17 protein-coding genes and 1 other RNA gene are annotated in these 22,378 nt (G+C 57.1%); 10 read left to right on the top strand and 8 right to left on the bottom strand.

The window, feature by feature from the left end:
• The first annotated feature begins 127 nt into the window (after positions 1-127).
• Positions 128-775, top strand: coding sequence for a D-sedoheptulose 7-phosphate isomerase (locus WCA10_RS03395; protein ID WP_472821082.1), 648 nt, complete (start codon positions 128-130; stop codon positions 773-775).
• On the opposite strand, the gene WCA10_RS03390 is transcribed toward WCA10_RS03395, so the two are convergent.
• Complete coding sequence (locus WCA10_RS03390; RefSeq protein ID WP_472821081.1) at positions 747-989, bottom strand: hypothetical protein; 243 nt, start codon at positions 987-989, stop codon at positions 747-749. The genes WCA10_RS03395 and WCA10_RS03390 overlap by 29 nt on opposite strands.
• 376 nt (positions 990-1,365) lie before the next feature.
• On the opposite strand from WCA10_RS03390, the gene WCA10_RS03385 reads away from it, so the two are divergent.
• On the top strand, positions 1,366-1,815 hold the full coding sequence (locus WCA10_RS03385) for a CYCXC family (seleno)protein (RefSeq protein ID WP_472821080.1): 450 nt from the start codon (positions 1,366-1,368) through the stop codon (positions 1,813-1,815).
• A gap of 257 nt (positions 1,816-2,072) precedes the next feature.
• Here WCA10_RS03385 and WCA10_RS03380 read toward each other — a convergent pair whose 3' ends face one another.
• Positions 2,073-3,653, bottom strand: coding sequence for a B12-binding domain-containing radical SAM protein (locus WCA10_RS03380; protein WP_472821079.1), 1,581 nt, complete (start codon positions 3,651-3,653; stop codon positions 2,073-2,075).
• Positions 3,654-3,929: 276 nt separating this feature from the next.
• Between WCA10_RS03380 and WCA10_RS03375 the strand changes: the two genes are divergently transcribed.
• The 5 genes from WCA10_RS03375 (at position 3,930) to glgP (ending at position 12,571) form a co-directional block, all read left to right on the top strand.
• The gene (locus WCA10_RS03375) at positions 3,930-4,094 is read left to right on the top strand and encodes a hypothetical protein (RefSeq protein WP_472821078.1); all 165 of its coding nucleotides are present in this window, start codon (positions 3,930-3,932) and stop codon (positions 4,092-4,094) included.
• 253 nt (positions 4,095-4,347) lie between these two features.
• Positions 4,348-6,966, top strand: coding sequence for a plasma-membrane proton-efflux P-type ATPase (locus WCA10_RS03370; RefSeq protein WP_472821077.1), 2,619 nt, complete (start codon positions 4,348-4,350; stop codon positions 6,964-6,966).
• Between the two features lie 19 nt (positions 6,967-6,985).
• Positions 6,986-7,276, top strand: coding sequence for a hypothetical protein (locus WCA10_RS03365; RefSeq protein ID WP_472821076.1), 291 nt, complete (start codon positions 6,986-6,988; stop codon positions 7,274-7,276).
• A 96-nt stretch (positions 7,277-7,372) separates the two neighbouring features.
• On the top strand, positions 7,373-9,961 hold the full coding sequence (locus WCA10_RS03360; protein ID WP_472821075.1) for a phosphoketolase family protein: 2,589 nt from the start codon (positions 7,373-7,375) through the stop codon (positions 9,959-9,961).
• 93 nt (positions 9,962-10,054) lie between these two features.
• The gene (gene glgP / locus WCA10_RS03355; protein ID WP_472821074.1) at positions 10,055-12,571 is read left to right on the top strand and encodes an alpha-glucan family phosphorylase; all 2,517 of its coding nucleotides are present in this window, start codon (positions 10,055-10,057) and stop codon (positions 12,569-12,571) included.
• A 4-nt stretch (positions 12,572-12,575) separates the two neighbouring features.
• Here glgP and WCA10_RS03350 read toward each other — a convergent pair whose 3' ends face one another.
• Positions 12,576-12,899 carry a glycoside hydrolase family 130 protein gene (locus tag WCA10_RS03350; protein WP_472821073.1) on the bottom strand — a complete coding sequence of 108 codons (324 nt, stop codon included), beginning with the start codon at positions 12,897-12,899 and terminating at the stop codon, positions 12,576-12,578.
• 193 nt (positions 12,900-13,092) lie between these two features.
• Between WCA10_RS03350 and WCA10_RS03345 the strand changes: the two genes are divergently transcribed.
• Positions 13,093-13,251, top strand: a complete 159-nt coding sequence (locus WCA10_RS03345; RefSeq protein WP_472821072.1) for a hypothetical protein — start codon at positions 13,093-13,095, stop codon at positions 13,249-13,251.
• Positions 13,252-13,489: 238 nt separating this feature from the next.
• Here the strand turns inward: WCA10_RS03345 and ssrA are convergent.
• Positions 13,490-13,843, bottom strand: a transfer-messenger RNA (tmRNA) gene (gene ssrA / locus WCA10_RS03340).
• A gap of 169 nt (positions 13,844-14,012) precedes the next feature.
• On the bottom strand, positions 14,013-14,612 hold the full coding sequence (locus tag WCA10_RS03335) for a hypothetical protein (protein WP_472821071.1): 600 nt from the start codon (positions 14,610-14,612) through the stop codon (positions 14,013-14,015).
• Between the two features lie 292 nt (positions 14,613-14,904).
• Here WCA10_RS03335 and WCA10_RS03330 point away from each other — a divergent pair, with 292 nt between their 5' ends.
• Positions 14,905-16,968 (top strand): helix-turn-helix transcriptional regulator, encoded by a 2,064-nt coding sequence (locus tag WCA10_RS03330; protein ID WP_472821070.1) that lies wholly within the window; start codon positions 14,905-14,907, stop codon positions 16,966-16,968.
• Positions 16,969-17,193: 225 nt separating this feature from the next.
• Here WCA10_RS03330 and WCA10_RS03325 read toward each other — a convergent pair whose 3' ends face one another.
• Positions 17,194-17,385: a hypothetical protein gene (locus WCA10_RS03325; RefSeq protein WP_472821069.1), complete on the bottom strand. Its 192-nt coding sequence runs from the start codon at positions 17,383-17,385 to the stop codon at positions 17,194-17,196.
• A gap of 672 nt (positions 17,386-18,057) precedes the next feature.
• Between WCA10_RS03325 and zwf the strand changes: the two genes are divergently transcribed.
• Entirely contained in the window at positions 18,058-19,443 is a 1,386-nt protein-coding gene (gene zwf, locus WCA10_RS03320) for a glucose-6-phosphate dehydrogenase (RefSeq protein ID WP_472821068.1), read from the top strand.
• An 85-nt stretch (positions 19,444-19,528) separates the two neighbouring features.
• On the opposite strand, the gene WCA10_RS03315 is transcribed toward zwf, so the two are convergent.
• Positions 19,529-20,269 (bottom strand): 4'-phosphopantetheinyl transferase family protein, encoded by a 741-nt coding sequence (locus WCA10_RS03315; RefSeq protein WP_472821067.1) that lies wholly within the window; start codon positions 20,267-20,269, stop codon positions 19,529-19,531.
• A gap of 307 nt (positions 20,270-20,576) precedes the next feature.
• The coding region (locus WCA10_RS03310) for a methyltransferase (RefSeq protein ID WP_472821066.1) at positions 20,577-22,378 on the bottom strand (1,802 nt) is incomplete at its 5' end.

Genomic DNA, 22,378 nt, shown 5'->3' with positions numbered 1-22,378 from the left:
GATTTCACTTTTCCGGCCCGGATCAGTTTCCAATCCTCAAACCAGCACTCACTGGAGTAATATGCTGAAACGTCCCACCAGGGGCGTGGGCTGACCATCGCCCATCCTCTTCAGGAACCTGATGCCGATGCCCGAAGCTACCCTCGACCGAGCTGCAATCTTCCAAGCCGCACTCGCCGAACACATCCAGATCATCCAGGCCCTCAAAGATCAGGAGCGCGTCCTCGATCAGATCGCCTCCGAAATGGTTCTCGCCATCCGCATGGGTGGCAAAATCCTCTGGTGCGGCAACGGCGGCAGCGCGGCAGACGCGCAGCACCTCAACGGCCAGCTTGTCGTCCGCTTCCGCCAGGATCGTGCCGGCATCCCGTCCATCGCACTCTCCACCGACACCTCCATCCTTACCGCCGCGAGCAACAACTACGGCTACGAGCACATCTTCCAGCGCCAGGTCGAGACGCTCGCGCGCAAGGGCGATGTCGTGGTCGCCATATCCACCTCGGGCAACAGCCGCAACGTCTTCCTTGCCCTAGAAGCGGCGCGCAAGGTCGGCGCCGTCACCGTGGCCTTCACGGGGGCGGGCGGCGGCAAGATTGCCACGGCGGCTGATTTTCTCTTTGAAGTCCCGTCGAATGACACCCCCCGCATCCAGGAAGCCCACATCCTTGCCGGACACGTCCTGTGCGAAGTTCTCGAGAATGAACTTTCGACCGGGCAGGGAACCGCGACCCAGAACGGCACGGGAATCAGAAATCCTCTGCTTCGTCCTCTGTAATCCCGGATTCGGGGCTCGGAATCTTGTCTCCCGCTTCCCGCAGCTGGGAGAGCGTCTTGCGGTAGAACCATGCCGCTGCCAGACCTCCCAGAACCGCCGAAGCGGCTGCCACAGCGCCTACCTTTAACCAGCCAGGCGGAGCCGCTGCGCGTCGGTCAGCCTGCGGTTCGGGACTCACATCTGTTGAAACCGAAGATTTTAAACTACTTGTCATCGCTCAGCGCCTCAATCGGGCCATTCTGCCTCAACCGATACGGTTGACGTTAGATGCCCTCACCAGGAAAAGGTTTCGTATCCCGCATGGCGGGAAAATTTCAAATTTTGTATTTGCTTCGAAGTGAATCTATAGTATCGTGTAGATATTCCAGTGATGGAGAGCGGTCTCCATGACCGCACCAAAGCTGGAAGTAGTTTGCGTCACTGGCCTCCCGGCACGAACAGCTAACCGTTCGTGCCGTCTTTTTTTGTGCGAATCTTCCCATCCATCTTACTGCGATTCTCTCTCTGGATTCGAGGCATTTGTCTCCGGTCGCGGATTCTGTTTTATCTCTTCGCAGGTCTAAAATGGTCATCGGAGAGAATACGCCTCAATGATCCTCGCCAATCACCGTTTCGTTCTGGGCTTCGCCGTCTTCGCCATTACCGCCGTCAGCTACGCGCAGTGGTCCAACCCTGCGGAGGATGTCCCGGCGTACCACCCCTCTGCCCCGCTCAAAGTCGCCGCGCTTCCGCCTATGCTGTCTGGAGCGAAACTCACAGGCGAAAACTTCCGCTATCCCTGGCAGGTACACGTCTATCAGCAGGCCGCGAAGATTGGCAATGTGCTCTACCAGCTTCCCTGCAACTGCCGCTGCGACCGCGCTCTGGGCCACACCAGCCTGCGCAGCTGTTATGAAGGTCTGCATGGTACTGAGTGCTCTACCTGCGCGCAGGAAGCTTTCTACGCGTACGCCATGACCAAGGCCGGCAAAACTCCCGCCCAGATCCGCGCCGGCATCGCGAAACACGCGTACGAGCAGATCGACCTCGAAAAGCAGTGAGCCGGAAGAAAGCGCAGAGAAGCCGTGGAGTCGACCGACATGTTTTTTGGCTTCGATTGTTTGTCGGAGCGGCGTCCCGAGTATGGAACACGGCAGCTCAGGAAGGTAGGTCACAATTGCTCACGCGAGATGTTCGTTATCTCCGCGTTGGAATTCAAGATGCATCCAGAGAGAACTGTGGTCCGGTGTGGAGAAAGTCATGGAAGAATGTCATGGAGGTAAATCCACTCCGACAAAAATCCTGTTGCCTGTTGACTTCAGACATCGCCCTGAGTGGCTTGTGAGGCGGCAGCCGCTCCGATGTGTCTGACTAGAGTTGCAGACCCTCCGGACTGAGACAATCTGCTGGTCATAACCTGGAAGTGATAACCCATCACCGCCAGCGTCATCGCCGCCCCGACGCAATGGCGATAACGAGTTGCTACCGACATCAGGAACTTCCAATAGCTCCAGCGTTGCTTGCCAAACACTCCCTGCCGAACAATTGACGTGACGAAGGCGCGGGCGTTGGCCTTGGTTAGCCACTTCTGCCTGGTACTTTGCGCTCTGTCGCTTGCTTCACTGGGCCGCGGGTGGGTGCGGCTCAGGTAAAGCTTGACGCGCTCATAGTAGGCCTCACAAGAGTAGATCCTCTCCAACACCGAGCGGTATCCCTCCACCAGTTGCGTCGCGTCCATGGCGGGAAGGAAATTGAGTTTGTCATCCGTGTTGTCCCCCTGACCTGCATCCAGGATCCTTCCCTCTTTGCGCAAACGTCGAAACAGTTGAGTCCCTGGCATGGCTTGCAAAAGCCCTACCATGGCTACCGGAATACCGCTCTTTTGAATGAACTCCACCATGCGGTCGAAAATGTCTTCGCGGTCGGTATCGAAGCCGAGGATGAAGCCACCCATCACCTGCATTCCATAACTCTGGATCGTGGCCACGCTGTCGAGCAAGCTGCGCCGGGTATTCTGCAGCTTGTTGGCCGCGATCAACCCGGATTCATCAGGAGTCTCAATACCCAGAAAGACCGAGACAAAGCCGGCGTCTTTCATCAACTGCATCAACTCAGGGTCGTCGGCGAGATTGAGTGAAGCTTCGGTATTGAAGTCGAAGCTGGTTTTGTATTGGCCGCGCCACTGCGCCAGGGCTACGCAGAGCTCCTTTGCGCGCGCCTTGTTGCCAATGAAGTTGTCGTCAACGATGAATACGGCTTCCCGCCAGCCCGCCGCGCGCAGTTGGTCCAGTTCGGCCAACACCTGCGCTACCGCCTTTGTGCGCGGGCGCCGCCCATAAATTTCGATGATGTCGCAGAATTCACAGTTGAACGGGCAGCCGCGCGAATATTGCACGGCCATGGTTGAGTAGCGGTGCATCTTGATCAATCTCAAGTCCGGCAGCGGGCTGGAACTCATTTCCGGTCTCTGCACAGCTTGATAAACGGGTCTGGCAGTTCCTTGTTCCAGGTCTCGTGCAAGACCAGCAATGATGCCCTCTGCCTCACCGATGACTACATGATCCGCTTTGAGGTCTTTGGGGGAAAGGCTGCTCGCGATCGGCCCGCCTACAACGGTTCGCAGCCCACGCTCGCGGCATCGTTCAACGATGGCTGCGAGGGAATTGCGCTGGATGTGCATCCCGCTCACAAGGGCTACATCGGCCCAGTCGAGATCGCGGTCACTCAATCGCTCAACGTTCGTATCGACGAGCCGCTTCTTCCAGGCTCCCGGCAATAGCGCGGCAACTGTCATCAGACCCAAGGGAGGCTGGGCAGCTTGCTTGCCCAGGAACTTGAGCGCGTGCTTGAAGCTCCAAAACGTGTCAGGGAATTCCGGGTAGATCAGCAGGGCGTTCATGGCCACCTCTTTAGGAAAAAGGAAAAGGGACAAGACCAGCATGGCAATCCGCAGGAGGATGCTGCGCTGGTTCTCGGCTCATCGATAGCTGGTGCGGCTGCCCTCGGAACTGCACACTGCTTCGATATCAGTCTGTTCTTCCGGTCAGCGAAAAGCTGTGCAAAAGGGACCACTTCTCCAGAGACAAGTCTCAAATCACCCTGCGACGGCGAAGGGGAGCAAAACTGACCAGAAATTGATGGCAACGCGGTTCATCTTTATGAAAGGAGTGCAACCATGCCGGAACAATTTGAGAATCCAGAAGTGACAAAGCTCGGGAATGAGACAACCTCGGATGCAGCAGCAACGAAGCGGATTGAGCGCGTTGCTGAAAAAGTAGCAGAGAAGGCGTCACATAGAGAGCAGAGTTACGATCAGGATCACGAGATCATTTCAAAATAGAAGGACGTCGGGATCCTAAGATATCCGGCTTTGCCAACGGTCCGGGCAACATTCATCGGCCCCGCCATCTCAGAGCGTCGAGTTTCATCGTGCATTCGCGCGACAGGAGGCCCTCTAAGCGGGCAATGATGTGGCGTCAGGATTTTCGCTGACTGTCACCGGAACACCGGGCGACGGCTGGTTTGAGAGCTGTTCTTCCGCCATAGTAGCGATACGCCGTGTTCAACCGAGCAAGAACAGGAGCATATCTCAAGTGGAGTCGAAAACAGATAAGCTCGAACCCAAGGATGATAAGGATTCCCTGAAAACGCTCGCCATGCCTGAGCTGATGAAAAAGCTTGGTGCATCGGCTGACGGACTCACGCAGGCCGAGGCTACGAAGCGCCAGGCGCAGTATGGGCCGAACGCGATTGAGGAAAAGAAGACCAACGAATACCTGAAGTTTCTCTCCTACTTCTGGGGTCCGATTCCGTGGATGATTGAAGCCGCCGTGATCCTCTCCGGGATTGTCCAGCACTGGCTCGACTTCTTCGTCATCCTTGTGCTGCTTTTGTCCAACGCTCTGGTCGGATTCTGGGAAGAACACCAGGCGGGAAATGCCATCGCCGCGCTGAAATCCCGTTTGGCAATCAAGGCGAAAGTCAAGCGGGACGGCAGGTGGCGAGATCCAAAAGCGAGCGAGGTGGTACCCGGTGACGTGATTCGTCTCCGGCTGGGTGACATCGTTCCCGCCGATGCACGGCTCCTCGATGGCGATTCGATCGAGGTAGATCAGTCCGCGCTGACCGGCGAGTCCCTGCCGGTCACTGCAAAGCCCGGCGGTGCGGTCTACTCAGGCTCCATCGTCCGGCAGGGTGAGATTGACGCCATCGTCTATGCCACTGGGTCGAACACTTACTTTGGCAAGACCGCGCAGCTCGTTGAACAGGCTCATACAGTCAGCCACTTTCAAAAGGCAGTGATGAAGATCGGCGACCACCTGATCATTTTGGCGGTAGCACTGGTCGCCTTGATTCTGGTCTTCGCCCTCTTCCGCGGAGACAAGGTCCTCACAACGCTGGAATTCTGCCTGGTGCTTCTGGTAGCTGCCATCCCCGTCGCCATGCCGACTGTACTGGCGGTGACCATGGCAGTGGGGGCACGCCTGCTGGCGAAGAAGGAAGCAATTGTAACCCGCCTTTCAGCGATTGAAGAACTGGCCGGCGTAGACGTTCTCTGCTCGGACAAGACCGGCACACTTACGCAAAACAAACTCACACTGGGCGATCCCTTCTGCATTGACGGAATCGCTGCTGCGAACGTCGTTCTCTGGGCAGCGCTGGCCTCCCGCGCGGAAGACAAGGACACCATCGACCTGGCGGTAATTGGCGGTGTAAAGGATGACAAGGAACTGAAGAGCTGCCAAGTGCTTCACTTTGTGCCTTTCGATCCGGTGCATAAACGCACGGAAGCAACCGTCAAAGGGGCGGACGGGAAGCAGTTCTTTGTAGCCAAGGGAGCGCCGCAGGTCATTCTGCAGATGGCGACCAATGCCGCCGAAGTCAAGACAGCGGCAGACAAAGCCATTCTTGATTTTGCCGGCCGCGGCTTCCGCTCCCTGGGCGTGGCCAGAGCCGATGAGCAAGGCAAATGGAAGTTTGTCGGCATGTTGCCCTTGTTCGATCCGCCGCGTACGGATGCCAAAGAAACCATCGTCAACGCCGTCAAAATGGGCGTCAAAATCAAAATGGTGACGGGCGATCAAATTGCCATTGCCCGGGAAACATCGAAAGAACTGGGCCTGGGCGTCAATATCCTGGACGCCAGCGCGCTCGGCGACACAAAGAAGAAGGAGACTCCGCAGGTAATTGAGGAGATCGAGAAGGCTGACGGCTTCGCGCAGGTTTTCCCCGAGCACAAGTTTCATATCGTGGACGTGTTGCAGACCTGCGGCCACATCGTCGGCATGACCGGCGATGGAGTGAACGACGCGCCTGCGCTGAAAAAGGCCGACTGTGGCATTGCCGTCTCCGGCGCAACCGACGCAGCCAGAGCGGCAGCTTCTATTGTCCTACTCACTTCCGGTCTCTCCGTAATCATCGACGCGATCAAAGAGAGTCGCCGCATCTTCCAGCGCATGAATAGCTATGCCATCTACCGCATCGCCGAGACGCTGCGCGTGCTGTTCTTCATGACACTTGCCATCCTGGTCTTCAATTTCTATCCGGTGACGGCAGTCATGATCGTGATGATCGCGCTCCTCAACGACGGGGCTATTCTGTCGATTGCTTATGACAACGTGTTCTATAGAAACAAGCCCGAAGCATGGAACATGCGGCTTGTGCTGTCCATCTCCACCGTGCTGGGAGTCATTGGCGTTGTCTCTGCGTTTCTCTTGTTCTATCTGGGTGAGCGCGTCTTCCACATGGACCGTCTGACCGTCCAGACACTGATGTACCTCAAGCTTTCCGTGGCCGGCCATCTGACCATTTTCCTTACGCGTACACGAGGGCCATTCTGGTCGATACGCCCAGCGAAGATTCTGCTGATTGCAGTTGTAGGCACGCAGGCGATCGCGACACTCATTGCGGTATACGGAGTCTTCATGGCGCCACTCGGCTGGAAATGGGCGGGACTCGTCTGGGCCTACGCACTTGCCTGGGCACTCATCAACGATCGTGTGAAGCTTCTCGCCTATCGCATCTTCGATCCGATCAAGAAGGCGACGCTGCAAACCGCGGTGCCCGCCGGCGACACTCGGCAGATTGCAACTCGGGCTTATGAGATTTATCAACAGCGAGTTCATGGCGAAAGCCAGCAGGACCAGGACTGGCATGAAGCGGAGCGGGAAACCCATCTCGAAGCGGCGGCAAAGAAGAAGCCCGCCGCATAGGCAACATTGAAGGGACAGGATGACGATTGATTCCAAGAGCTACCACGTGCCGCCAGGCAAGAAGCTGGACCTGAGCGAGTGGCCGACGGCCGGTCCGGCTCTGACCAAGTCGAAGAAGCACTATCAAAAGCTGCTTGAAAAACACGTGAAGGATCTCAGCGCATTGCAGCAGCTTCACAAGAACGACGCCCGCCTGATCGTCTCTCAGATCGTTCTTGATGAGTTGAGGGGGCTAAAACCAACCTATCCCGCAACCACTCCGAAGCATCTGGCCGAATCGAAATCAATTCGCAAGAACCTTGCCGCGTAAGGCCGCGCCGTATCACAGTCAAAGCGAATCAACCTGAAGCCTGAAGCCGCTGCCAGTATGTGCGCAGTTGCGGAGAATGAGAAAGGATACGCTACGATGTCGACCACCGAAGTTCCCATCAACGTTGAGAAGGACGATACGCCTCAGCCCTTCAGCAAGAATTTCGATCAATATGGCAATTCATCCGGGTTTATCTTCGATGTGTCCTTATCCACGGCTATTGCGGCAGATGGCAAGAGCAAGGCGAGAGCCCCGGCACCGAAGGGGCCGCTTTCGCCCGATTTGCTCGAAAAGATGAATCGCTACTGGCGTGCCGCGAACTATCTTTGCATCGGCCAGATCTATCTTTTTGACAATCCCCTGCTGCGCTCGCCGCTCAAGGCGGAGCAGATCAAGCCAAGGTTGCTCGGTCACTGGGGAACCTCGCCTGGACAGAACTTCATCTACATCCACTTGAACCGGCTGATCAAAGAGCATGATGCCGACATCATCTACATCTCCGGTCCGGGGCACGGAGGTCCTTCTCTGAATGCCTGCTCCTATCTCGAGGGCTCTTACACCGAGGTTCATCCGGAGATCACACACGATGAGGACGGCCTGCGGCTCATGTTCCGGAAGTTCTCGACGCCGGGCGGCGTGCCCAGCCACTGCGGACCGCACGTACCGAACTCCATGCACGAAGGTGGCGAGCTTGGCTATTCGCTGGTTCACGCATTTGGCGCCGCCTTCGACAATCCGGACCTGATTGTCGCCTGCGTTGTCGGAGATGGCGAGTCCGAGACCTGCCCGCTTGAAGGAAGCTGGAAGTCGGTCAATTTCGTCAATCCGGTTCGAGACGGCGCGGTCCTGCCGATTCTTCATCTCAATGGATACAAAATCTCCGGGCCAACTGCCCAGGGTCGGACGAGCGACGAAGACTTGAAGGCTGTCTATGTGGGCCGCGGTTACAAGCCTTACTTTGTTGAGGGCGATGACCCCGAGGTCGTGCATCAACTTCTTGCGCAAACGCTTGAGGATTGTTACACCGAGATTCGTGGAATTCAACAGGAGGCGCGCAAGAACGGATTCAAAAAGCAGCCCGTCTGGCCCATGATCATCTTTCGCACGCCCAAGGGATGGACGTGTCCGAAGGAAGTGGATGGAGTCCCCATCGAAGGTACGTTCCGCGCGCATCAGGTGCCGCTGGCAACGGTCCGTGAGAATCCTGAACATCTCAAGATTCTTGAAGCCTGGATGAAGAGCTACAAAGCCGAGGAACTATTCGACGAGAACGGCAAGTTCATCGAAGATTTAGCGGCTCTCTCGCCCGTTGGAAATCGTCGCATGGGTGGCAATCCCCATGTGAATGGCGGGCGCGAGTTGATCACCCTGGCACTGCCCGACTTTACCGATTACGCCCTCGAAATCCCCGGCCCCGGTCAGGTTCTGGCCGAGGCGCCACGAAAACTCGGAGATTTCTTCCGCGACATTTTCAGAATGAATCCGAAGAACTTTCGCATGTTCTGTCCCGACGAATCGAATTCCAATCGCCTGAATTCCATCTTCGAAGCCACCAAGCGTTGCTCCATGGCGGAGATTGTCTCGATCGACGACGAACTCGGCCCGGATGGCCGCGTGATGGAGGTACTAAGCGAGCATCTCTGCCAGGGATGGCTTGAAGGGTACTTGCTTACGGGTCGGCATGGCATGTGGTCCTCCTATGAAGCATTCGCGCAGGTAGTTGATTCGATGACCACCCAACATGCCAAATGGCTGGAGCAATGCGAAGCGTTCCCCTGGCGCAGGCCGCTCGCGTCTCTCAATGTTCTGCTCACAAGTCAGGCGTGGCGTAACGATCACAATGGCTTCAGTCACCAGGCAACCGGGTACGTGGACAATGCGCTGGCGCGCAGGAGTGAAGTGATCCGCGTGTATTATCCACCGGACTCCAACTGCCTACTCAGTGTCTTCGACCATTGCCTGCGGAGCCGCAATTACGTGAATGTTGTCACCTGCGGCAAACAGCCGCAACTCCAATGGCTGAACATGGATGAGGCTCTCGAGCATTGCTCGCGCGGCGCATCCACGTGGAAGTTTGCAACCAACGATGGAGGCGGGGAGCCGGATGTAGTGCTGGCCTGCGCCGGCGATGTGCCAACGATCGAGACCTGTGCGGCCTCGTGGCTGCTGCAGAAGCATGTCCCGGGTATCAAGGTGCGCGTTGTCAATGTTGTCGACCTGATGACCCTGATGTTTCCGGATAAGCATTCGCACGGCATGGACGAAATGTCGTTCAATGCGCTCTTTACCGAGACGGCGCCGGTGGTTTTCGCATTCCACAACAATCGCTGGCTCATTCACACCCTGGTTCACGGGCGCTCCAATGAAGGCCGCTTCCATGTGCACGGTTATATGGATCACGGCACGACTACAACTCCGTTCGACATGGTGGCTCTCAACGAAATGAGCCGTTTCCACCTTGCGCTCGACGCATTGAAGCATATCCCTCGCCTGAGGTTGCAAGCCGAGAATGCGATCAGATTCTTCAACCAGGAATTGATCAGGCACCACGACTATATCCGCGAACATCTGGAGGATATGCCGGAGATCAGGTACTGGCAGTGGACGAAGGACTTTAGCGATGCCGCCGCTCCCGCCCCGCTGGCCAAAGGGCATCCGCAGAAGGCCATGTTCACTGACAGTTAAGCTCTATCAGAGCGAAATCAGAGCGGAGACCGACCTCGCATATCGATGCGATAGCGGTCTCCGCTTTTTGGACTTGGCACGCAGGGGGAGATATTGAACGATCCGAAGGCGCCATCCGATTGGTTCAAGGTGGATGGAGTTGATGCGCTGGTTGAGTTGGCGCACAATCTTCACTGGTCCTGGAACCATGCTGCGGACGAGTTGTGGGAAGCGCTCGACAAGGACCTCTGGGCAGTCACTCAAAACCCATGGGTCATCCTGCGCACGGTCTCTCACGAGAAAATCAAGGCTGCATTAGACGCGCCGGCGTTCCGCCGGAAGCTCGACAGTCTGCTTCGGCAGAATCAAGACTCCTATCGGGCAGACGCATGGTTCCAACACAAACATCCCGACGCCGAACTGTCCACAATCGCATATTTCAGCATGGAGTTCATGCTGAGTGAGGCCTTGCCCATCTATTCAGGCGGACTTGGGAACGTGGCCGGCGACCAGATGAAGGCTGCCAGTGACCTGGGTATTCCGGTTGTCGGAGTCGGCTTGCTTTACGGGCAGGGATATTTCCGTCAGGACTTCGATTCGGAGGGCCGGCAGCAGGCGCTCTATCCAGTCAACGATCCGGGGCAGTTACCGATCCGGCCTCTGCGACAGCCAAATGGTGAATGGTTACGTTTGCAAATTCAACTTCCCGGCTCAAAGATCTGGCTTCGCTGTTGGGAGGTGTCAGTGGGAAGAGCCAAGTTGTATCTTCTCGACGCCAACGACTTTGCCAATACCGCGGCTCATCGCGGTATTACCAGTGAGCTATATGGTGGGGACGCAGAGATGCGCCTGAAACAGGAGATCGTCCTCGGCATTGGCGGATGGCGATTGTTGCGAGCTTTGGGTCTCACGCCGGAAGTATGCCATCTCAACGAAGGACATGCGGCATTTGCGGTGCTCGAACGAGCTCGATCCTACATGGAGGATCACAAGAAGCCATTTGATCTTGCCATGAAAGTCACGCGAGCCGGGAATGTATTCACCACGCATACCGCCGTAAGTGCCGGCTTCGACCGATTCGATCCCGGGCTCATTCGCACGTATCTGAGCCACTACGCAGTGGATGAACTTGCGATCTCGGTGGATGACTTGCTCGCCATGGGAAGACAGCATCCGGAAGACAATTCAGAGCACTTCAACATGGCTTATCTCGCATTCCGCGGCAGCGGGCAGATCAATGGCGTCAGCAAGCTCCACGGCGCAGTGAGCAGGCAGATCTTCCAGACCTTGTTTCCACGCTGGCCAAGGGAGGAAGTCCCGATAGGGTCGGTCACCAACGGCATTCACGTGCCCACCTGGGACTCAGCCGAAGCCGATGCATTGTGGACCTCCACCTGCGGCCAGAAGCGTTGGCGCGGAGATCGTCCGGTCGAGGATGATATCCGCCAAATCACAAATCGTCAGCTGTGGCAATTGCGCACAGCCGGGCGAAAGGGCCTGATCAAGCAGATGCGCAAGCGTTATGAGTGCCAGCTTGCCGCCGAGGGCGCGGATTCGTCGAATGCCGCCGGCATTTTCGATGAAGAGGTACTGACCCTAGGATTTGCGCGGCGCTTTGCCACCTACAAGCGTCCCAATCTTCTTTTGCACGATAGCGAGCGGCTGGTGCGGCTGCTCTCCAATCCACGATCTCCTGTTCAGTTAGTCCTCGCGGGAAAAGCTCATCCTCAGGATCTTCCTGGACAGGAGCTTATCAAGCAATGGAAAGACTTCATCAAGCGCCCGGAGGTGGAGGGACGAGTGGTCTTCCTCAACGACTACGACATGATGCTGGCCCAGGAACTGGTCCAGGGGATCGACCTTTGGATCAACACGCCTCGACGTCCCTGGGAGGCCTGCGGAACCAGTGGCATGAAAGTCCTCGTCAATGGCGGCCTGAATCTCTCGGAGTTGGACGGCTGGTGGGCGGAGGCATATTCGCCCGAAGTGGGTTGGGCCATTGGGGACGGTCAGGAACATGGCGAAGACTCAGGATGGGACGCAAAGGAAGCTGACACTTTGTATTCACTTCTGGAAGCAGAAGTCGTTCCGGAGTTCTACGAGCGCGATGAGTTGGGCATGCCATCGAAGTGGCTGGCGCGCATCCGCGAAAGCATGTCTCGACTCACGCCGGAGTTCTCAGCGACGCGTGCCATCCGCGAATACACTGAGAGTCATTATCTGCCTGCAGCGTTGCGCTATCGCGATCGCGCTGCGGACAATGGCGCGGTCGGTTCGAGTCTGCTCCGCTGGAAGCAGGACCTTGAGCGGCATTGGAGCACCGTGCATTTTGTTCGTGTGCGGGTCAACACCCACGATGGGCAGCACTTCTTTCAGGCGGACGTTGCTCATGGTTCCCTAGCTCCGGATCACCTGAGAGTCGAGCTCTACGCAGATTCCGCTCGAGGGGAGTCACCTTGTTTCGAAGCCATGAATTCGTCCGTACCCAGGTCAGATACACCGGGCGCATACACTTACTCAGCTCAGGTCTCCGCAACGCGGCCCGCAAGCGACTACACCGCCCGCATTGTTCCCCACCATCCCGATGCGCTCGTGCCGCTCGAAGCGGGCCAGATCATTTGGCAACGCTAGAGACCTACACTTTTGCCTCGGGCGCGTCGGCGACTGCCTCTGCGGGTATCTGTTCCGGCAAGTCAAGGCGCGCCACACCAATCCGGTTGTCGGCCATCCCGTAGTAGACGTCGAAGCGATCCGGAGTTCCAAGATCGTCGCGCCGGTCGATACCCGTGGGGAACACGACGTTGGCGACCGTTCCATCGCGTTCCTGCGGAAGCTCCGGCGTCAAAACCGGCTCAACCGATCGATAACGTACCACGCGCGGATGTTGCTTTGAGAGCACCATCACCCTGCGGGATGCTCGGGCAAAGAGCATTCGAATCGCTGGAGTCTTTATGTTCATGTGCTGTGTCCCCTCCGCGAAAGACTCACTTTCGCCCTCCACCATTTTGGTGGATCGTGGTGCCACCCGGAGAGATAGAAGGGAATTCTCCGTCCGTGATCAAGACGGCCAGGAGCCACTTAACGCAAAGGCACAAGCAGTCAACCACGCCAGCGAGTGACTTTTCTATTGTGAGCCAGGCTTGGAGAAAGTTATGCGCGTAGTCGCCTTCCTCGCAGTTGGCTTCGATTCATGGCGACTAACTCTGGTGCGTGCGTGGGACGATCCGCACATCGAAAACCTGCGTCTGCAGGTTGAGCTGGATGGTTACAAGAAGCGATACAATAGTCCACGCGCGGACCGGCTGCAGTAAGCAGATGATCTCGCGCAGTTGCTGCATTGCAGCGGCGGCAGACACGGTCCCTTGAGAATTTGCAGCTGGCGGTGTGGCGGGTAAAGACAGAGAGCAGCATGGGGCTCCCACTTCAGAAGTGAGATTGCCCGCAGAAAAGAAGTCGGTCAAAAGGGGTGCCCCGTACAAATCAAATACAAAAACGTGCGTCCAAATTGGCCATGCAAGATAAGCTACTGAAAAATAAGCAGCTTAAAGTTGGTGGAGGCGGCGGGAGTCGAACCCGCGTCCGAAATCGCTGTCAGCCGGGAGAATCCATGCTCAGTCCGGTTCCGCATGTTTTCGCCTCAGACGCTCAGAACGGACAAGATGCGCACGAAGCTAGTCCGATGATCTTATGGCTGCAACACGGACCGAGAAGCAGCCACCAGCCTACTGAATGACGTCTGATTCGCTGCCCATAGGCGAAGCTGCGAGAGACGGCTGCTTAATTAATTAAGCAGCAAGTGCCAGGTTATCGTTGGCAACTTTGTTTTTGCAGGCGATTACGGGTGCCCACACCCCGACATGCCTCCCATGCCGCAATCGATCCCGTCGAAACCGTGACGCCCCCAATACCGGGAAACCGATCGGCTCACTTATTCGATGAGCCAATTGCTTCCCGGGGTGCGAGCCGGGCCAACTGGCTCGTGCTGCTCCACTTATTCTACGCCAATTCTGATGTGTGAGCCGGACACGGGGTGGTACGGCGGCAGTCCGTGCCGCCAATTCCGACTCACGAATTAGTTCGCAAGGGAGACAACGCCATGAATCACGGTGCCTACGCCAAAGTGGGAACTCGCCGGAGATCCGAGTACCATGGTGATATTCGAAAAGGCGACCGATCCGTCTACTCCGCTAACTCCCGTAATGCAAACGGTAAGCTGCGATTGCGGAGGAGCAGGGTCGAAGGGCGCCGGTTGCCCATTGCCTGTAAGCAAACTGACCGGGCCGGTAATCTGAAAGCCGATGGTATTGTTTGTAGGAGGCGCGAAGGTGGGGCACCCATCCATGTTCCATTGGACAGTTGCGTCCTTCATAACGATGTGATGGACGTGAGGGGTATTTCCGGGCTTGGCCGGATCGACGACGCCGTTTGTGGTCCCGTAGTTGGACATCGTCATGTCGGCTGAGAAGTCGGAGCCCCCCCATCCTCTGCGCAGATCAAGGGTCCACACTCCGTGCAATTCCCAAGGACCGCCCTTGACGGTTGAGGCAGTGTAATCATTGATCAAGCCTTTGAAGTGCACTGGTGAATTGCGCTGCGCCAAAGCGGCGGTGGCCAATGCCAACGCCAGGACTGGGAGTATACGTACTGCCGAAATCAACCTTCTGCCATTCATGGAAAACCTCCGGGGTTGGAAAGTCGCGGTTCTGGTCGCCGAATGCCCATCATCCGGCAAAGAGCCGGGTCTCGCTGTTGGGCTTATGGCCCGGTCATCCACGCGGAGAAATCGCGCTTGAAGTACCAACCCACGGTCGGGCATCCAGGACTGCAGGTCAAACGGCATCATGCAGAACAGCGACTTGCCGTGAAATGCGGCCTTTTGCCGTGCCGATCCAATCGAGGTACAATCGGCTCACTTCGGTCGCGAAAGTCCCTTTTGAGCAACCCGGGTCGATCAGGAGATGGCAATGGGTGATGCGTCCCTGGAAATACCGCCCCCCGAAACCGTCTCAGAAAAGCGCCTGGACTCATGGAAGGAGATCGCGGCGTATCTGAACCGCGACGTAACGACTGTCCAGCGCTGGGAGAAACGGGAGGGGATGCCCGTCCATCGGCACCTCCACGACAAACGTGGCTCCGTCTATGCTTCTCGCGCTGAGTTGGACGCATGGGCGCGCAGCCGGCATCTTCCAGAAGCCCAGGGGAACGGGAGTGATGACGCCGGACTTCCACGCACCGGACCTCTAAGCACAGCTGCACCTGATTCATTTGTTCCTGGGTCCCTGCCCACCAGGTGGAAACGCGCATTTGTGGCTGCTGGCGCAGTCGCGCTTGCGATCGGAGCAGGTCTCTGGCTTCAGCGAACAGATTATTTCTGGAGAAATCCTATCGGGGACGCGAAGTTCCAGATTGTGACGGACTTTAGTGGAACAGAGCAAGCCGGTGCGATGTCCCGGGACGGCCATTTTATTGCGTTTCTGTCGGACCGGGACGGTCGAATGGACGTCTGGGTGACGCAAGTTGGTTCTGGAGAGTATTACAATCTCACGCACGGAAGCGCCCCTGAACTCGTAAATCCCTCTCTCCGCACTCTGGGCTTTTCTCCTGACGGCTCTTTGGTTACCTTCTGGGTCAGGAAGCAGGACGCTTCGCATGAGAGCCACATCGGGATCTGGGCCGTGCCTACCCTTGGCGGAGAGCCAAGGCCATATCTCGATGGCGCAGCTGAGTGCGATTGGTCCCCTGACGGATCGCGGCTGGCATACCATACTCCGGGTCCGGGAGATCCGCTCTTTGTCTCCGACGGCAGCGCCCGCCCGGGAGGGACGCCCATTTTCACAGCGCCCGCCGGACTTCACGCTCACTTTCCCCTGTGGTCACCCGATGGGAAATTCATTTACTTTGTCCAGGGCTCGTTGCCCGACAAACTGGATATCTGGCGCATTCCTTCTGTCGGCGGAATGCCTCAGCGGATTACGTCGCAGAGTACACGCATCATTTACCCTGTCCTGCTGGATAAACGAACGCTGGCCTATCTCGCTACCGATCCGGATGGCTCCGGGCCGTGGCTCTACAGCGTGGACGTGGAGCATCGCATTCCGCATCGCCTTGCGCCGGGACTTGACCGATACACATCGCTCGCCGCGAGCGCCGACGGTCGCAGGCTGGTAGCAACGCTCGCGAGTCCGAAAAGAACGCTGTGGCGCTTGCGCATTGCCGATTCGCACACCCAGGGGACTGCGCCGTATCCGATCCCTCTCACGACCGACGCCGGGTTTTCTCCGCGTCTGGGTCCAGGGTATTTGTTATACGTTTCTGCAACGAGCAAGGGTGACAGCCTTTGGAAACTGGCCGGTGAAACCACCATGGAGTTGTGGCACGGGTTGGGAACGCAAGTCGCCGGCGGACCGACAATCTCATCCGATGGACGTAATGTCGCCTTCACCGTAAAACGCCAGGAGCAAACGCTTTTGTTTGTCGTCCAGAGCGACGGCACGAACGCGCACATAGTCGCAGATTCTCTCAATCTGCGGGGCGATCCGGCATGGTCGCCCGACGGACAGTCGATCGCTTCCGCGGTTGTTGAGTCCGGAGTCCCACATCTCTATCGCATTCCTGTCAACGGCGGAACTCCGACCCCTCTTGTCCAGCAATACTCGCTCGATCCCGCGTGGGCTCCCGATGGCAATTACCTTGTATTCTCAGGGCCGGATATCGGCACCACTTTTTCTTTGGAAGCAGTTACCGCCCAATCTGCGGCGCATCCTCTGCCCACGATCACGTTAACGCGAGGCGCCCGGCGCATGGTCATCATGCCGGAAGGACACGCGATTGTGGTCATGCAGGGAATGATTCAGCACAAGAATCTCTGGCTCATCGATCTGAATACAGGATCAGCGAGGCAATTAACCGAACTCCCTCCCGAATTCGATATCGGTGACTTCGACGTCTCGCCTGATGGCCGCGAAGTTGTGCTCGAACGCGTGGAGGAGCGCTCGGATCTGGTTCTCATGGACAGACCGCGAGACTAAGAGTCAGGTGACATTTTCGTGAGCGCCACGTGAACCACAGGCCGGATCAAGGGTGCGGAGCTTGATTTTGCATTCGAGTCCTACGTTCAAACGCAGATTCCCCAGGTACGGCGAGTATTGCGATCTTCTTTCCACGATTGAGAATATCCGCGGCATGCTCCAACTCGATTCGCGCTGGAAGCTGATCGAAGTAGGCTGGGACAGTTGCCTGCGATTGAGCCCACCTTACGGAAACCGGTGCCCACGTGGCAGCCAGGCCAGGTCGCCGCTCAGCACGTAAACGGCAAGCGCCACTGCCATAAGAAGCGCACCTAACCAGAAGCGCCAATCGCGATGCATCCGCCTCCAGTACGGACCGGGATCGGGCTCACCTTTGTCGCTCCTGTTTCCTTCGTGATTGTGCTTGCTTCCCGTCATCTCTTCTCCATCTCCGCCGAGTATTCGCCCCGGCGAACGGCCCGGTTGCAGCGTGCGCGGTGATACAAAACCGGCTGCGCTGCCAATAGGTTGGCTTTCTATCCCCACCCAAGCTCGTGCGCCGGTGCAGGCGCAGTAAACCACTCGGCCTCGTGGTCAGTCCTGCCACAAGTCTCTCTCTCTGACTTGAGAAAGACTGTGCCATTCTGCTCAGCGATGGCTATCCAGCTGCACAGATCGCGAGTAATTTCACCTCGACTTCAAATCATCTAAAGCCCATGGAAACCGGTAGAGCGGTTGATAGGTGGGCAATGACAAGTGCTCTTCTGTTGTCTCCAGAGCCTCTCATAGGTAAAGTGAGCGACCAAGCTGTCAAGTACCTCGAATTGACTCAAGAGCATGGGCAGATTGCCAAGAATGCGGAACAGGAAGCGAACCCTGCAAACTCGACCTGCCGAGCCTGGAGCGGCATTCTCTAAGAGTCCGACATCCATTTGCCACGCGCTCGTTCCATGAGCCGAAAGGATCAGTTCGAAGGCACGGAAAAGGTAACCATCCGCGCGCCGACACCATGCGGACCGAATACAATCGGCTGCAGGGACTTTGTGCTTTGAGGTTAGCTGGATGCGACGATATTTCGACGCAGACGGCATGTGAAGGAAGGAATGGTACATGATGGAGACTTCACAATCAGACGCCTTGGTTGTCTTTGGAGCGACCGGGGACCTCGCGCACAAGATGATCTTCCCGGCACTCTATGCGATGGTGAAACGCGGCGTACTGAATTTACCAGTGATCGGCGTTGCTTTCCCAAAGTGGAGTCTGGTGCGGCTGCAGAGGCGCGCAGCGGACAGCATCAAGCGATCGGGGGGAATCGACGACAAGCGTGCGTTTCAACGTCTACTGTCACTGCTTCAGTATGTGAGCGGCGACTATACAGACGGTCATACGTTCACTGCAATTAAAGAGGCGCTTGGCAACGCGCGCCGACCTGCGTTTTACCTCGCCATCCCACCGGCGCTCTTCGAGACGGTTATTAAAGGACTAGGAGCCGCGAACCTGGCCGAGAATGCGCGCGTGATTGTCGAAAAGCCCTTCGGACGGGACCTGGCTTCGGCGCGCGAGTTGAATCGGGTTGCACATGCGGTGTTCCCTGAAAATTCAGTTTTTCGAATCGATCACTTCCTGGGGAAGGAAGCGATCATGAATATCCTCTACTTCCGCTTTGCGAATTCATTTCTGGATCCGATCTGGAACCGGAATTACGTGGCCAGCGTCCAGATCACGCTGTCGGAGAATTTCGGCGTGGGCACGCGCGGCGCGTTTTATGAGTCGGCAGGGTGCCTGCGCGACGTGATTCAAAACCATCTCTTTCAGATCGTGGCTCTGCTTGGCATGGAGCCACCCGCGGGACGGGACTTTGGAGATGTGCACAACGAGAAGGCCAAGATCTTCAAGGCCATGCGCCCTCTGAAGCCCGATGATATAGTGCGTGGCCAGTATGCCGGCTATCGAAACGAGCCGGACGTGGCGAAGCGCTCCGACGTGGAAACCTATTGCGCCCTGCGGCTCTTCATCGACTCATGGCGTTGGAACGGAGTGCCATGGTACCTCCGTGCGGGTAAATATCTACCCGTCACCGCCACCGAAATCATGGTGAAACTGAAGCGGCCCCCGCAGAATCTGTTTGCCGATGCGGTGCAGGCGAATAGCAGGCCGAATTACGTGCGCTTCCGGCTCTCTCCCAACTCGGCGATTGCCGTGGCCGCACGCGTGAAGCTTGCGGGCGAGGAATTCATCGGAGAGGAGCGAGAGCTTTACCTCTCAGATGAACAGCCCGGCGAGGAGACGCCTTACGAACGGCTTTTGGGCGATGCCATGAAGGGCGACGGCGCGCTCTTTACGCGCGAAGACGCCGTTGAAGCCGCATGGCTGGTGGTGAATCGGGTCCTCAAACACCATCACCGTGTGCACTCCTACAAGCGCGGCACGTGGGGGCCGAAGGCTGCGGACCAGCTCATTGCAGCAGATGGCGGATGGCATAACCCCACCGCATAGAAGCCTCCGGATGATGAGGTACAAAATGTCGGACAGGCTAGAGTTTCGGAAAGAGTGTGCAGATCCGACCGCGATTCCTGTCACGTTAAGATACGCCGGAAAGCCCGTCTAAGTCGACGATCGGGTATAAGCGGAGCGATCGTTCTTGATCGCGATAGGCGAGCGCTCCTGCGTAATCCGGGGCGAAGCAAAGGTCATGCAGCATCCATGCTTCAGCAGCCGCAATGTCGTGCGCGACATGCACAAAACGTGCAGCTGCGTTGGGTTGTACAGTCACGCGACAATCGTCTAACGGCGTGGAGAGTCCGTCGCCAATCGCCTTGATATAAGCCTCTTTGCGCGTCCAACAGCGAAAGAAAGCTCTTTCGCGCTCAGCCAGGGGCAGAGACATTACTTCGGTTGCTTCCTCAGGGCAAAAGAATCGATTGGCGATGTCCTGCATGTCCGATAGAGGGCGTATCTGTTCCACATCAACGCCGATTGGGCAACCCATGGTTACCGCAATCACAGCAAGGCTTCCGGAATGTGTCATATTGAACTCGATACCAGTATCAAAGGCGAGAGCAGGTTTCCCCCTCAAACCGTAAACGAAACGAATGTTGGCCGGATGGACATTCAAGTACAGTCCGAGCAAGGATCGGAGAGCGCCACGAGCTATAACAAACGATTCGCGTAAGTACCTGAAACGGAACCGCGCTGCTCGGTCCGCTTCTTCTGAAACGAGAACTCGTTCAAATCTCGCGACCACTTCATTCGAAGCTTCGGTAGGAAGAGTCCAAATGTGGATATCGCGTTCCGATAGCCCAAAGGAGAAATTGGCTCTCATGTGGATATATTACTTTCATAGTGATCCGCCGTTGGCGCGGAGATAATCGATCCGTGACTGGGATCTGCCGGCTGGAATCTTTTTCGTTTGCGCATGTTGCCACAGCGGTTTACGGGATTGAAGATTGTTTTCTCAAAGAAGGTAAAGAATCACGTGTAGATGTTGGCGATTTACCTTACGTATTACAACTCTTGCGGTGTGCATCAAACACGCAGAGTCGCGCCTGAGGGTTTTGGTCCTCGCCACCATTGCCCCGGTCATGATGCGATAAGGGACTGATTCATTGCTGCGGCCAGGCCATCCTTTTCTACTTTTTAATCTCCTTAAGTTTTGCAAGCAGCATCTGCTCGATCTTCTCATCGGAGATCTCGCTGAGATCGGTCATGCTCTGTGCGGTTTCCGGCTCCCCTTTGTCGTTGCTAACGGCGGCTGGAAAGTCGAGGACGGACCGCTCGATGTACTCGGCGATCGCTTGAATGGTGGGATGCTCGAAGATCAGTGTCGATCGCAGCGGCCGCTTTAGCCTCAATCCAGCCGTAAGGCGGCCAGCCAGTTCCACGGCCATGAGTGAATCGACGCCTATGTCCATCAGGCGCTGGGTGCGACGCGGGGACTTTTCCGGGCTCAAGCGTAGCACCGCTGTTACGTGCCCACGGACAAACTCCACCAACTCCTCAATTCGTTCAGCGGGCGTCAGGGAAGCTAACCGGGCGGTCATAATCTGCGCTTCTGACTCCTCGCTTGCATTTGCTGACTGGCTGTGAGGTGTCGCTGAAGCAGTTCTCGAGGGAACAGTCTCCGCTGCCAAGCCCCCAGCCAACCGCGGCCCGCGCGCAAGCAGCACGTGGTGTCCCAGTATCTCGGCCGGAGATCCTGGTTTTGGGAAAGCTTCGACCGCATCGAAGCCGTGCTCATCAAAGACCTTGGCCCATGCATCCGGCTTGAGGAGTGGATGCTGCCTGCGCAGGTCGTCATTGTGTTTCTGCCAGCCCTCGATCAGAGCTACCGTTACGTCAAACCATGGGAGATGCTCGGTAACCTCGTAGGCAAGCAGAATACCGCCGGAGACCAGTAACGATTTCACCCGTTCGAGAGTAGACCCCAGGTCGCGGGTTGCGTGTAGTACGTTGGCTGCGACCACTACGTCAAAGGCGTGCGCCGGCACACCCTGTTCGCCGGGATCACGATCAAGATCAAATGCTTGATAGCGGACGAACGGATAGTCGCTGAACTTGCGTTCGGCTCGGGAGAGGAACAGGTCCGAGAGATCCGTGAACCAATACTCTGCGTCTACTCCGGAGAGCGCTGGAAGTGCTGATGCAGTTGTGCCGCCCGTTCCGGCGCCGACCTCTAGAATTCGCAACGAGCGTCCATCGCGCGCCGCGGCTTGGGCCATCGATTCGAGCGCGCTCTGCAAAATCCCGTTGAAGTAACGCGGCAGCACCCAGTTCTGATACAAGAATTCGGCCGTTTCAAATGACCCACCTGGAAACAGAGTTTCCAAAGGACTCGAAGTACCGCGCAAAATTGCGTCCAAAGACGCGCAGCAGCGATCGACATAGTTCCAGAGCGCGGGTGTGTCCGCCAGAGCACTGCGGGCCTTCTCCAACGCCGCGTTGAGGTCCGGTTCCTGCAACGGTTCACGAGAGAAATATGCATTGTCATCTCGATCCAGAATCTGGTCCGTCGCAAGGCGCTGAAGCCAGCGAGAAATCAAGTCGCCCTGCGATTTTCCAATGCCGGCCAACCGCAGGATGTCCTCTACCGAATGTCGTTCTCCCTCGCGAAGGAAAAGCCCGAAATCGCGCAGTGCTTTTACAATCCGGGCCCCCGTCAACGCTTCCAAAGCTTGCCACGTGGCGGCGAATTTGTTCAGATCCATGTCGATCGGCACAAACTCAGCCCGCCGCGATGCGCGTTCCAGCATGAACTTCCAGAGATCGGGTGACGACACGGACCCGCATGGTTTGCAGGATTTCTGGTCAATCCAGAATCGTTCGCGCTGGAAAGGATAGGTAGGGAGGGCGAGGCGTCGTCGCGGGTAGTCGTGGTCGAATGCCTGCCAGTCGATCCTGACTCCGTGCACGTAGAGGACCCCCAGTGCCGACA

The organism is Occallatibacter sp., from assembly GCF_049582745.1.
Classification (GTDB): Bacteria; Acidobacteriota; Terriglobia; order Terriglobales; family Acidobacteriaceae; genus Telmatobacter.
Note: the sequence above shows the minus strand (reverse complement) of the source record. Positions and strands in the feature narration are given on the sequence as shown.